Annotated in this window: 13 protein-coding genes; 8 read left to right on the top strand and 5 right to left on the bottom strand. The window is 61.1% G+C overall.

Going from position 1 to position 12,731, the window contains the following annotated elements; translation table 11 throughout:
• Positions 1 to 82: 82 nt before the first annotated feature.
• A complete protein-coding gene (ygfZ, locus tag AC3WTM_RS19185; protein ID WP_102672044.1) occupies positions 83 to 1,024 on the top strand; it encodes a CAF17-like 4Fe-4S cluster assembly/insertion protein YgfZ in 942 nt (313 codons plus the stop codon).
• Between the two features lie 34 nt (positions 1,025 to 1,058).
• Positions 1,059 to 1,880, top strand: coding sequence for an HDOD domain-containing protein (locus AC3WTM_RS19190; protein WP_057716028.1), 822 nt, complete (start codon positions 1,059 to 1,061; stop codon positions 1,878 to 1,880).
• Between the two features lie 35 nt (positions 1,881 to 1,915).
• Here AC3WTM_RS19190 and AC3WTM_RS19195 read toward each other — a convergent pair whose 3' ends face one another.
• Positions 1,916 to 3,304 carry a sensor histidine kinase gene (locus AC3WTM_RS19195; protein ID WP_102672045.1) on the bottom strand — a complete coding sequence of 463 codons (1,389 nt, stop codon included), beginning with the start codon at positions 3,302 to 3,304 and terminating at the stop codon, positions 1,916 to 1,918.
• Complete coding sequence (locus tag AC3WTM_RS19200; RefSeq protein WP_007979804.1) at positions 3,297 to 3,968, bottom strand: response regulator; 672 nt, start codon at positions 3,966 to 3,968, stop codon at positions 3,297 to 3,299. The genes AC3WTM_RS19195 and AC3WTM_RS19200 overlap by 8 nt, the downstream gene beginning before the upstream one ends.
• A 237-nt stretch (positions 3,969 to 4,205) precedes the next feature.
• Here AC3WTM_RS19200 and AC3WTM_RS19205 point away from each other — a divergent pair, with 237 nt between their 5' ends.
• Genes AC3WTM_RS19205 through AC3WTM_RS19225 form a run of 5 tightly spaced genes read left to right on the top strand, consistent with a single transcriptional unit; the run spans position 4,206 to position 9,578 of the window.
• Complete coding sequence (locus AC3WTM_RS19205; protein WP_102672046.1) at positions 4,206 to 5,495, top strand: OprD family porin; 1,290 nt, start codon at positions 4,206 to 4,208, stop codon at positions 5,493 to 5,495.
• A 39-nt stretch (positions 5,496 to 5,534) separates the two neighbouring features.
• Positions 5,535 to 6,512 carry a Bug family tripartite tricarboxylate transporter substrate binding protein gene (locus AC3WTM_RS19210; RefSeq protein WP_102672047.1) on the top strand — a complete coding sequence of 326 codons (978 nt, stop codon included), beginning with the start codon at positions 5,535 to 5,537 and terminating at the stop codon, positions 6,510 to 6,512.
• Positions 6,513 to 6,570: 58 nt separating this feature from the next.
• Positions 6,571 to 7,029, top strand: coding sequence for a tripartite tricarboxylate transporter TctB family protein (locus tag AC3WTM_RS19215; RefSeq protein WP_102672048.1), 459 nt, complete (start codon positions 6,571 to 6,573; stop codon positions 7,027 to 7,029).
• A gap of 1 nt (position 7,030) precedes the next feature.
• Complete coding sequence (locus AC3WTM_RS19220; RefSeq protein WP_056720684.1) at positions 7,031 to 8,545, top strand: tripartite tricarboxylate transporter permease; 1,515 nt, start codon at positions 7,031 to 7,033, stop codon at positions 8,543 to 8,545.
• Entirely contained in the window at positions 8,538 to 9,578 is a 1,041-nt protein-coding gene (locus AC3WTM_RS19225) for an AbrB family transcriptional regulator (RefSeq protein WP_102672049.1), read from the top strand. Before AC3WTM_RS19220 ends, AC3WTM_RS19225 begins: the two co-directional genes overlap by 8 nt.
• An 88-nt stretch (positions 9,579 to 9,666) precedes the next feature.
• Here the strand turns inward: AC3WTM_RS19225 and ung are convergent, their stop codons facing one another.
• Positions 9,667 to 10,359 carry a uracil-DNA glycosylase gene (gene ung, locus AC3WTM_RS19230; protein WP_008050720.1) on the bottom strand — a complete coding sequence of 231 codons (693 nt, stop codon included), beginning with the start codon at positions 10,357 to 10,359 and terminating at the stop codon, positions 9,667 to 9,669.
• A 132-nt stretch (positions 10,360 to 10,491) separates the two neighbouring features.
• Here ung and dspII point away from each other — a divergent pair, with 132 nt between their 5' ends.
• On the top strand, positions 10,492 to 11,604 hold the full coding sequence (gene dspII, locus AC3WTM_RS19235; protein ID WP_102672050.1) for an enoyl-CoA hydratase/isomerase DspII: 1,113 nt from the start codon (positions 10,492 to 10,494) through the stop codon (positions 11,602 to 11,604).
• A gap of 66 nt (positions 11,605 to 11,670) precedes the next feature.
• On the opposite strand, the gene AC3WTM_RS19240 is transcribed toward dspII, so the two are convergent.
• Both AC3WTM_RS19240 and AC3WTM_RS19245 read right to left on the bottom strand, forming a co-directional pair.
• Positions 11,671 to 12,126, bottom strand: coding sequence for a hypothetical protein (locus AC3WTM_RS19240; protein ID WP_102672091.1), 456 nt, complete (start codon positions 12,124 to 12,126; stop codon positions 11,671 to 11,673).
• Positions 12,127 to 12,293: 167 nt separating this feature from the next.
• Entirely contained in the window at positions 12,294 to 12,542 is a 249-nt protein-coding gene (locus AC3WTM_RS19245; RefSeq protein ID WP_102672051.1) for a hypothetical protein, read from the bottom strand.
• Positions 12,543 to 12,731: the final 189 nt, after the last annotated feature.

Below are 12,731 nucleotides of genomic sequence, written 5' to 3' on the forward strand. Positions count from 1 at the left end.
CCACCGTCGAGCCTTTGTTAACTACCCATTTCGAAGGCGGCCCCTTATGATGTCCACCAGACTTTTTACCCTGCGATGACCCATGGCCGACTCTGCTTTTTTCTGCACCCTTTCTCATGAAGGTGTTCTCGCGGTCCGCGGCGCGGACGCCAGCAAATTCCTGCAAGGCCAACTGACCTGCAACCTCAACTACCTGAGCGATTCCCGGGCCAGCCTCGGTGCCCGCTGCACGCAAAAAGGCCGGATGCAATCGAGTTTCCGCATCCTGCTCGAAGGTGACGGCGTGGTCCTGGCCATGGCCACCGAATTGCTCGAACCGCAACTGGCGGATCTGAAAAAATACGCGGTATTTTCCAAGTCGAAACTGACCGACGAAAGTGCCGCCTGGGTCCGTTTCGGCGTTGACCATGGCGACGCCGCACTGGTCAGCCTCAGTCTGGACCTGCCGGCAGAAACCGACAGCGTCGCGCGCAACGATGGGCTGATCGCCATCCGCGTCTCGCCTGATCGTGCCGAACTGTGGGTTGCCGCCGGTCAAGCCGATGCGGTCAAAGGCAAGCTTTCGGCTGTGCTGAGCGAAGGCGATCTGAATCAATGGCTGCTGGGCCAGGTCCGCGCCGGGATCGGCCAGGTCATGCCCGGCACCCGCGAGTTGTTCATCCCCCAGATGCTCAACCTGCAAGCGGTCGGTGGCGTGAGTTTCAAGAAAGGTTGCTACACCGGGCAGGAAATCGTCGCGCGGATGCAGTACCTGGGCAAACTCAAGCGCCGCCTGTATCGCCTGCAACTGGCTGCCGGCGAACTGCCTGAACCGGGTACCCCGCTGTTTTCCCCGACCCACGGCAGCGCCATCGGCGAAGTGGTGCTGGCGGCCCGCGCCGGACAGAACATTGAACTCCTGGCTGTGTTGCAAGCCGAAGCAGCAGAAAGTGGAGACATCCACTTGGGCGCGCTCGAAGGGCCTTCCTTGCAGCTGCTCGACCTGCCTTATGAACTGGACCGCGACCGCGAAATCCAGCAATAACGGCAGTACTTGGTGCGACACCTAGAGAGATTAAATGAGCAAGCTGGCGGAAAAGGTCCAACAGGATTTGGTTGAGGCCATCAATAACGATGACCTGGTTCTGCCAACGTTACCGGAAGTAGCCTTGCAGATTCGCAAGGCCGCGGAAAACCCGGAAGTCAGCGTCAGTACCCTGAGCAAAGTGATCGGCCGTGATACCGCGCTGTCGGCACGCCTGATCAAAGTGGTCAACAGCCCACTGTTGCGCGCGACCCAGGAAGTGACCGACCTGCATACCGCGATCACACGCCTGGGCATCAACTACAGCTGTAACCTGGCGATCGGCCTGGTCATGGAGCAGATTTTCCATGCCCGCTCCGACGTGGTGGAACAGAAGATGCGCGATGTCTGGCGTAAAAGCCTGGAAATCGCCGGCGTCAGCTACGCCTTGTGCCGCAGTTGCACCCGACTAAAGCCCGATCAGGCGGCCCTTGGCGGCCTGGTGCACCAGATCGGCGTGCTGCCGATCCTGACCTACGCCGAAGATCACTACGAGCTGTTGTCCGACCCGGTAAGCCTCAACCATGTGATCGACCGGATTCATCCGCTAATCGGCGAAAAACTGCTCAGGGTCTGGGAATTTCCCGACATGCTGGTACAAGTGCCGCGGCTATACCTGAACTTCAAGCGCCAGTCTGCACAGGTCGACTATGTGGATCTGGTGCAGGTGGCCAGCCTGTATTGCCTGCAGGACACCGATCACCCGCTCGCCAGTACCGATGCATTGAACGTACCGGCCTACAAGGCACTTGGAATCGATTTTGACGACAAGGCGATGTGCGCCGACCTGGAAGAAACGCGCACGATGTTTTACTGATCAAAGACCGCGAAGGGGCCTGAACAGACGCGGCATCAATCCCCCGCAACAAAACTCACCCGCACCTTCAACCCCGCCCGCTCGCCATCGTGCAGGCTGATCTGGGCCAGATGCGCGCGGCAAATCTCACCGACAATCGCCAACCCCAATCCGGAACCGGCCACTTGCTGATTGCGGCGATAAAAGCGCTCGAATACCCGATCGCGGTCTTCAAGAGGTATGCCGGGGCCATCATCTTCGACTTCCAGCACGGCAGGCGCCGAGACCCGCAGAATCACGTTGCCACCCGGCGGCGTGTGGGCCAGTGCGTTATCCACCAGATTGCTCAGCAGCTCGTTCAATAACGTCGGCTCGCCCCGCAACCAGACCGGCTCATCCGCCTCCAGTGCCAGCGCGATACCACGCTTATGGGCCAACGGCGCCATGGCCATGCCCAGCTCACGTGCCAGCTGACTCAGGTCGAGCAACTGCGCGCCGCCCTCGGCAATCGCCCGTGCGCCATTTTCGACCCGCGCCAGGGAAAGCAACTGATTGGCCAGATGAGTCAATCGATCAGTGCCCTGGGCGGCACTCTCCAGCGTGCTGCGCCAGACATCGGGCTCGGCCGAGCGCTGGCCCAGCTCCAGTCGCGCCTTGAGCGCCGCCAGCGGCGTGCGCAGTTCGTGGGCGGCGTCGGCGATGAATTGCGCCTGCTTCTCGAACTGGCCACGCAAGCGCTCGGTAAAGTGATTGAGTGCACGCACCAGCGGCCACAATTCGCGCTGCACTTCCACCAAAGGCAAGGGGCGCAGATCGTCCGGCTGGCGCTCTTCCACCGCCGTGCGCAAGCGCTCCAGCGGACGCAACGCAGCACTCACCGCGAACCACACCAGCATCAACGCACCGATTGCCAGCATGCCCAGGCGCAGCAAAGTATCCGCCGCCAGACTGCGGGCCATGCTGACGCGCGCCTCATCGGTTTCCGCCACGCGAATTTCCGCCATGCCGTTCATGTTCGGCTCGCTCACGGGCTTGAGCAGGCTCACCACGCGCACGTTCTGCCCGCGGTACTGGGCATTGTAGAAACGTGCGAGCGCCGGATAGTCATCGGTGCGCGGCGTTCCCGGCGGTGGCGCGGGCAGGTTTTCGTAACCGGAAATCAGCTTCTGATTGATGTCGTTGACCAGGTAGAAAATTCGCCCGGCACTGTCGTAGGCAAAGGTATCGAGGGCCACGTAGGGCACGTCGGCACTCAGGGTGCCGTCGCGCTGGGAGACGCCGGCAGCGATGGTTCGCGCCGACGCCAGCAGGGTCCGGTCATAGGCCGTATCGGCAGCTTCGCGTCCGTTCCAGTAGGCGCTCAAACCACTGGCGAGCATCAACACTACCAGCAGCAGCGCCAGGTTCCACAGCAACCTCCAGCGCAGGCTGCTGGGCTTATGCATCGCGGCTTTCCAGCAAGTAACCGAGGCCGCGGAAGGTCACGATGGCGACCGGCTGACCGTCGAGTTTCTTGCGCAGGCGGTGCACGTAGATTTCGATGGCATCGGGGCTGGCTTCTTCGTCGAGGCCGAACACTTGCGACGCCAGCTGCTCCTTGCTCATCACCCGACCGGGGCGCGCGATCAGGGCTTCGAGCACGGCCTGTTCGCGGGAGGTCAGGGTCAGCAACTCTTCCCCGAGGGTGAAACGCCGGGTTTCCAGGTCGTAGGCCAGCACACCGCAACGCTGAATGCGCTCACCGCCCAGCACGCTGCGGCGCAACAAGGCTTTGACCCGGGCTTCGAGTTCGGTCAGTTCGAACGGCTTGGCCAGGTAGTCGTCGGCGCCGAGGTTGAGGCCGTGGACCCGGTCCTTGACGTCGCTGCGGGCGGTCAGCATCAACACCGGCAGGTTCTTGCCCCGCGCCCGCAAACGTGCCAGCACTTCGAAACCATCCATGCGCGGCAAGCCGACGTCGAGGATCGCCATGGCGTATTCCTCGCTTCCCAGCGCCAGGTCGGCTGCCACGCCATCGTGCAGAACGTCCACGGTCAGCCCGGTGCTCTTGAGCGCCTGAGCGACACTTTCGGCGAGCTGCAAATGGTCTTCGACGAGCAGAACACGCATGGATCTTTACCTCATTCCGGGATGGTCGACGCCATTCTCTGGCGCGAAGTTTACAGCCGCAACCGCCGCTGTGAAGCCCGAAAACCGTGAAAGTCAGCTGAAAGGTTAGCGAAAGGTTAGCCCGTTACAGTCCAGCCACGGACAGTTTCGACTGCCGTCGCTGCAGCCAAACAGCGATACGAAAAACGCCTCGACGCGTTTTCGACAAATAAGAACAATAAACGGAGTAAGTCATCCATGCAGTCCCTGCAGACCCAGGCTATCGCGCCTGCCCGCCTCTCCCGTTTCAGCCACACTGCGCTTGCCAGCGCTGCCGCCCTTGCCGGCTTTTCGCCGTTGAGCCAGGCCGCATTCTTCGAAGACAGCTCGGCCACTTTCGAAACCCGCAACATGTACTTCAATCGCGACTTTCGCGACGGCACCAGCGCCCAACAGTCCAAGCGTGACGAGTGGGCCCAGGGGTTCATGCTCAATCTGAAATCAGGCTACACCGACGGCACCGTGGGGTTCGGTGTCGATGCGCTGGGCATGATGGGGGTCAAGCTCGATTCGAGCCCGGACCGTACCGGTACCGGCCTGCTGCCGACCGACGATGGGCGCGCCGTCGACGAATACTCCAAGCTCGGCCTGACCGGCAAAATGAAAATCTCCGCCAGCGAGCTGAAAGTCGGCACCCTGATCCCGGAACTGCCGATCCTCAAGCCCAATGACGGGCGCATCCTGCCGCAGACCTTCGAGGGCGGCATGCTGACATCCAAAGAGCTCAAGAACCTGACTTTCACCGGCGGGCGTCTGGATAAAGCCAAGGACCGTGACAGCACCGACTTCGAGGACATTGCCCTCAACAACAAGAACGGCCGTTTTGCTGGCACGGTGGCCGGCAAGCACTTTGATTTTGGCGGCCTGGACTACAAGCTCACCGACAAGATCACCGGCAGCTACCACTTCGCGCAACTCGATGAAGTCTACAACCAGCATTTCCTCGGTTTGATCGCTTCGCAGCCATTTGGCCCCGGCACTTTTGGCACCGACCTGCGGTTTGCCATCAGTGATGACCAGGGTGAGGCCCGTGGCGGCAAGATCGACAACAAGTCCCTCAACGGCCTGGTGAGTTACGCCTTGAGCGGCCACAAGTTCAGCGCGGGCTACCAGCACATGTCCGGCGACAGCGCATTCCCGTATGTGGATGGCGCCGACCCGTACCTGGTTAACTTCGTACAGATCAACGACTTTGCCGGCGCCGAAGAACGCTCCTGGCAAGCGCGTTATGACTTCGACTTCGTCACCCTCGGCGTCCCCGGTCTGACCTTCATGAGCCGTTACGTGAGCGGTGACAACATCAAGCTCAAGAACGGTGACGAAGGCAAAGAGTGGGAACGCAACTCCGAGATTAAATATGTTGTACAAAGCGGCGCGCTCAAGGATGTCGCCGTGCGCCTGCGCAATGCCACCTACCGCTCCAACTACTCTGCTCGCGATGCCGATGAAGTGCGTCTGCTGGTGAGCTATAGCGTTGCCCTTTGGTAATTCAGTACGTCCATAACAACAACTCCCAAGGAGACTTGAATGAACCTGTCAATGCGTAAAATCGCCCTCGCCGCCAGCGTCCTGCTGTTCACCGGCCAAGCGCTCGCCGAACCCAAACGCCCGGAATGCATCGCCCCGGCCTCGCCCGGCGGTGGCTTCGACCTGACCTGCAAACTGGCGCAAAGCGCGCTGGTCAACGAAAAGCTGCTGACCAAACCGATGCGCGTGACCTACATGCCCGGCGGTGTCGGCGCGGTGGCGTACAACGCGGTGGTCGCCCAGCGTCCCGCCGATGCCGGCACCCTGGTGGCCTGGTCCAGCGGCTCGCTGTTGAATCTGGCCCAAGGCAAGTTCGGTCGTTTCGATGAAAGCAACGTGCGCTGGCTGGCCGCCGTTGGCACCAGCTACGGCGCCATCGCAGTGAAAAGCGACTCGCCCTACAAGACCCTCGACGATCTGGTTAAGGCACTGAAGAAAGATCCGAGCAAAGTGGTGATCGGCTCCGGCGGCACCGTCGGCAGCCAGGACTGGATGCAAACCGCGCTGATCGCCAAGGCCGCCGGGATCAACCCGCGCGACCTGCGCTACGTTGCCCTTGAAGGCGGCGGTGAAATTGCCACCGCCCTGCTCGGCGGTCATATCCAGGTCGGCAGCACCGACATCTCCGACTCCATGCCGCACATCCAGAGCGGTGACATGCGCCTGCTGGCGGTGTTCTCCGACAAGCGCCTGGACGAGCCGGAAATGAAGGACATTCCGACAGCCCGCGAGCAAGGCTACGACATCGTCTGGCCGGTGGTTCGCGGCTTCTACCTCGGGCCAAAAGTCAGCGATGAAGACTATGCCTGGTGGAAGGATTCCTTCGACAAGCTGCTGGCCTCCCCCGAGTTCGCCAAGCTGCGCGACCAGCGTGAACTGTTCCCGTTCGCCATGACCGGCCCGGAACTGGACACCTACGTGAAGAAGCAGGTCGCGGACTACAAAGTGCTGGCCAAAGAGTTCGGCCTCATCCAGTGATCGTCTCTGTCTAGCGGCTGCGACTCCGTTCGGCGGAGTCGCAGCACAGGAGTTCCTCATGCTCTTACAACGCATTTTTGCTTCGGTGCTGTTGCTGGCCTGTCTCGGCCTGGCACTGATGGCGTGGCCGTACCAAGCGGATTTTTCCTACGAACCGGTGGGGCCTCGGGCCTTCCCACTGCTGATGCTTGGCCTGATGGGCTCGGCACTTCTGTACATGGTATTTCGTCCTGCGCCGATCAAGCACAGCGATGACGAGCCGCCGCTGGACCGTGAAACCCTGACCAAGATCGGCCTCTGCGTCGTGCTGTTGCTGGTGTTCGCCGGCGCCTTCGAACCCCTGGGTTTCATCGTCGCCAGCATCCTGATCGGGGTGCCCATGGCCCGTCTGTATGGCGGTCGCTGGGTTCCAAGCATCGTGATCATCAGCCTGATGGCCGTCGGCCTCTACCTGCTGTTCGACAAGTTGATGGACGTGCCGCTGCCCTTGGGCGTGCTCAACGTTCTGGAGAACTGATATGGATACTCTTGGCTATTTGGGTCAGGGTTTCGGCGTCGCGCTGAGCCCGTACAACCTGGTGACCGCACTGTGCGGCACCCTGATCGGCACCGTGGTCGGCCTGTTGCCGGGCCTGGGGCCGATCAACGGCGTGGCACTGTTGATCCCGATCGCATTCGCCCTCGGCCTGCCACCGGAGTCGGCACTGATCCTGCTGGCGGCGGTGTACCTGGGTTGCGAATACGGCGGCCGGATAAGCTCGATCCTGCTGAACATTCCGGGCGAAGCGTCCACCGTGATGACCACCCTGGACGGTTACCCGATGGCCCGCAAAGGTCTGGCCGGTGTAGCGCTGTCGTTGTCGGCATGGAGCTCGTTCATCGGTGCCTTCATTGCCACCTGCGGCATGGTGCTGTTCGCCCCGCTACTGGCGAAATGGGCGATTGCCTTCGGCCCCGCGGAATATTTCGTACTGATGGTGTTTGCGATTGTCTGCCTCGGCGGCATGGCCGGTGACCGCCCACTGAAGACGTTCATCGCGGCGCTGATCGGTCTGTTCCTGTCGACCGTCGGCATCGACGCCAACAGCGGTGTGTACCGTTTCACCGGGGACAACATCCACCTCACCGACGGTATCCAGTTCGTCGTGCTGGTGTTGGGCCTGTTCTCCATCAGCGAAATCCTTCTGCTGCTGGAAAAAACCCACCACGGCCAGGAAGCGGTGAAAGCCACCGGGCGCATGATGTTCAACTTCAAGGAAGCGGCGTCGGTGTTCGTGGTGAACATCCGTTGCGGCGTGCTGGGTTTCATCATGGGCGTGTTGCCGGGTGCCGGTGCGACCCTGGCCAGTGCCGTGGCCTACATGACCGAAAAACGCATGGCGGGTGCCAAGGGTACTTTCGGACAAGGCGACATGCGCGGCCTCGCGGCGCCGGAAACCGCCATCGGCGGCGCAGCCTGCGGTGCGCTGGTGCCGATGCTGACCCTCGGCGTTCCAGGTTCAGGCACTACGGCGGTGATGATCGGCGCCCTTTCGCTGTACAACATCACCCCAGGCCCGCTTCTGTTCCAACAGCAACCGGACATCGTCTGGGGCCTGATCGCTTCGTTGTTCATCGCCAACGTGATGCTGGTGATCCTCAACATCCCGATGATCCGCATCTTTACCCGCATTCTCGCCGTGCCGAACTGGGCACTGGTGCCGGTGATCGCGATCATTACCGGGATCGGCGTCTACGCGGTGCATGCGACCACGTTCGACCTGTTCCTGATGATCGGCATCGGCATCTTCGGTTACATCCTGCGCAAGCTGGACTTCCCGCTGTCGCCGGTATTGCTGGGCTTCATCCTCGGAGGTTTGATGGAACAGAACCTGCGCCGCGCTCTGTCGATTTCCAACGGTGCGCTGGAAATCCTCTGGTCGAGCCCGATCACCTTCGGCTGCTGGGTCCTGACGGCGATCATGCTGCTGATGCCGCTCATCCGCATCTGGCGCAAACGTTCGGCCGCCCAACGCGTTATCGCCGATGTCTGATCCGTCCCCCCTCAAACTCTGGTGGGGAACCCCGCTGGTCGGCCTGCTGGGCGGTTTCCTCGCCAGCCAGGTCGGCTGGCCTTTGCCGTGGATGGTCGGCTCGTTGCTGGCGATCATCCTCGTGCGCTGCCTGACACCCTGGCAATTGGCCGAAATCCCTGGCGGACGCAAGTGCGGCCAGTGGATCGTCGGTATCGGTATCGGCCTGCATTTCACTCCAGTGGTGATGGAGCAGGTACTCAGTCATTTCGGTCTGATCTTCTTCGGTGCGTTGGTCACCAGCCTGTCGGCGGTCGTCGGCGTGTGGCTGATGCGCCGTACCGGAGAAGATCGCGCCACGGCGTTCTTTTCCAGCATGCCCGGTGGTTCCGGGGAGATGGTCAACCTCGGCGCCCGCAATGGTGCGGTGCTCAGCCGTGTCGCGGCGGGGCAGAGTTTGCGGGTGTTGGTGGTCGTGCTGTGCGTGCCGGCAGCCTTCAAGTATCTGCTGGGCGACGGTGCGCCGATTTCCCATGCCGGCAGCATCGATTGGCGCTGGCTGGCAGTATTGTTTCCTGCCGGCGCATTGGCCGCCTGGATCTGGGAACGCCTGCGTCAACCCACCCCCTGGCTGTTCGGGCCGTTGCTGGTCAGCGCGGCAGTCAGCATCGGCTGGGACCTGCACATCGGTTTACCCGATGGCGGTAGCCAGATTGGCCAGTGGTTGATCGGTAGCGGTCTGGGCTGTCACTTCAACCGGCAGTTTTTCCGGCGTGCGCCATCGTTCATGGGGCGCACCTTGATCGGCACGATTTTGACCATGCTGATCGCCACAGCGGCGGCCTTGGGTTTGAGTGCGCTGACCCATCTGGATCTGCGTTCGCTGACCTTGGGCATGATGCCCGGCGGGATTGCCGAGATGAGCCTGACGGCGGAAACCCTGCAACTGTCGGTGCCTCTGGTGACGGCGATGCAGGTGATGCGGCTGTTGTTTGTGTTGTTTCTGGCGGAGCCGTTGTTCAAGTACTGGAACCGGGGTCCGGATTCAGTCTGAGCGATCGAGTCGACTTCATCGCGAGCAAGCTCGCTCCCACAGGGTTCGCGTGATCCTTGCTCGCGATGGGGCCCTCTTGCTCAACCCATCAAACCGGCGGCAACCGCCACTCGATCGGCGTCTCGCCATTCTGTTCCAGAAATTTATTGGTCCGGCTGAAGTGCCCGCAACCGAGAAAGCCGCGATAGGCCGACAGCGGTGACGGATGCACCGAGGTCAACACCAGATGCTTGGTCGCATCGATCAGCTTCTGCTTGCTCTGGGCATGGGCGCCCCACAGCATGAAGACCAGGTGCGGTTGCTGTTGGCTCACCACTTCAATGACCCGATCGGTGAAAAACTGCCAGCCCTTGTCCTTGTGCGCATTGGCATTGGCACGCTCGACGGTCATGGTGGTGTTGAGCATCAACACGCCCTGATCGGCCCAGCTTTGCAAGTAGCCATGGTTGGGAATGTCGATGTTCAGGTCGCGTTTGAGTTCTTTGTAAATGTTCACCAGCGACGGCGGCGCCGGCACGCCCGGTTGCACCGAGAAGCACAAGCCATGGGCCTGGCCCGGACCGTGATATGGGTCCTGCCCGAGGATCACTACCTTGACCTTATCCAGCGGCGTGGAATTGAGCGCGTTGAAAATCATCGGCCCCGGCGGATAGATCTCCTTACCGGCCGCCCGCTCCTGTTGCAGGAAGTTTCGCAACTCTGCCATGTAGGGCTGGTCGAATTCGGCACGCAGTGCCTCCTTCCAGCCCGGTTCGAGTTTGATACGGTCGTCAGCAGTCATGGTTACATCCGGAAAAAACAATGGGGCGAACCCTAGGAAAGCGCATCACGCTTGTCAATTGATCTGACGCAGATCCGGCACTTTCCCACACAGCGATCATACTTAACCTTCAAATTCCCGATCGAGGTCACGATGAATCTGCACTTCGAAGAACTCACCGGCACCGACGGCGCGCGCATCGGTATCGCCAGCCTGGATGCCGAAAAATCCCTGAACGCCCTGTCCCTGCCGATGATCAACGCCCTGCGCGACCGAATGGGGGCCTGGGCCAAGGACCCGCAGATCGTCTGCGTTCTGTTGCGCGGCAATGGCGCCAAGGCCTTTTGCGCCGGCGGCGAAGTGCGCAGCCTGGTGGAAGCCTGTCGCGTCCATCCAGGCGAAGTACCGCCACTGGCCGCGCAGTTCTTTGCGGCGGAATATCGCCTGGACTTCAAACTGCATACCTACCCAAAACCGCTGATCTGCTGGGGCCACGGCTATGTGCTCGGCGGTGGCATGGGGCTGTTGCAAGGGGCAGGCATCCGCATCGTCACGCCGAGCAGCCGCTTGGCCATGCCGGAGATCAGCATCGGCCTGTACCCGGACGTTGGCGCCAGTTGGTTTCTGTCGCGCCTGCCCGGCAAGCTCGGGTTGTTCCTGGGCCTGACCGGTGCGCACATGAACGGCCGCGATGCCATCGACCTGGACCTGGCCGATCGTTTCCTGCTCGATGAGCAGCAGCCGGAATTGATCGAAGGCCTGTTGCAATTGAACTGGCAGGAACAGACACCCATGCAACTCAACAGCCTGCTCAAGGCCTTGCAGCAGGAAGCCGTGGCACAGATGCCTGAAGCCCAGTGGCTGCCGCGCCGACAACAGATCGACGAGATGCTGGATGTCAGCGACGTGCGTTGCGCCTGGAAGGCCATCAGCGCCTTGCGCGATCACACCGACCTGTTGCTGAGCCGCGCAGCCAGGACCCTGAGCGAAGGCGCTCCGCTGACCGCTCATCTGGTGTGGGAGCAAATCATCCGTGCCCGACACCTGTCGCTGGCCGAAGTCTTCCAGATGGAATACACCCTGAGCCTCAACTGCTGTCGGCATCCGGAATTCAGCGAAGGCGTACGTGCCCGGTTGATCGACAAGGATCAGAAACCGCATTGGCACTGGCCGGACATCAACAACGTGCCGGACGCGGTGGTAGAGGCGCATTTTCACAAGGCGTGGGAAGGTCGGCATCCGCTGGCGGATTTGTCCGAATACTGAAGTCCGGGCAAAAAAATGTGGGAGCGAGCCTGCTCGCTCCCACAAGTTTTGTATTCAGTTTAAGGATTAGCGGTGCTTGCCCCGCCCGCTGCGATAGCCGCGTCCGTCGTGACCGCGATAGTCGTTGTTCCAGTTCCCGCGGTTACGGCCGTCCCAGCCATGGTTCTGATGCATGCGGTAGTCGCCTCGCGATGGCTGATAGTAACGAGGGGCCGACTGGTAATGGCGCGATGGCTGATACATCCGCGGCTGCGAGTAATAGCGCGACGGTTGATAGATCCGTGGCTGTGAGTAATAGCGCGGTGTCGGCTGGTAATACCGCGCTGGCGGCACGTAGTACCGGGGCGGCGGTGTGTAGTAACCGCCACCATTGGAGTAGTAGGAACTCCCCCCGGCGTAATAGGTTGGCGATGGCGAGGTATAGACCTCGGAACTGTAGTAACTGCCTCCTTCATCGTAGTAAGGCACGCACCCACCAAGGGACAATCCCAACACAGCTAGCAGAAGAATTCGACAGAGCATGGCGGCCTCCTGGACCGCGGGTAAGCCACACCAGCGACGCTGGCAGGCGACAGTCAAATGTTCGGTGACTGTCGAAAGATCAGACACCGAATTCGGAATCTGGTGCGCCATCGAAACAAGTGGAAACATCTGGCCGATGAAAGGTTTTTCATCCATTCGCGCCCTGATTAACGGTGGCCACCTCGATGTCCACCGCCATGATGTCCGCCGCCGTGGCCTCGGTAGTAACCATGCCCACCGTAGTAATAGGCGCGATAGCCACCGTAGTAACGCGGACCGTAGTAACCGTAGTAATAGGGCGAGTAGTAGCCGGGGTAGTAATAAGGTCCCCCGTAGACGTCGGCAGGACCGGCGTAGTAGTAGCAGCCAGACAATCCAAGACCCAGTACTGCACCTAACAACAATCGACGCAACATGGCGGCCTCCGTGAAGACCTGTAACAGCAGTCGGCACGCTCCGACTTACACCTGTTTTGACTGGCAATCCCCTGCCAAGTGCGACGTCACACCCACCGTCTGATCAGCGGTGGACAGGTTCCAATGCGGTGCACCAGCGCACCATCACAAGGCAGTGCACCTTTCCAACCAACACCGTCGATCTCCCTG

The sequence above is a fragment of the Pseudomonas sp. EU05-FHT14B02 genome (assembly GCF_058791055.1).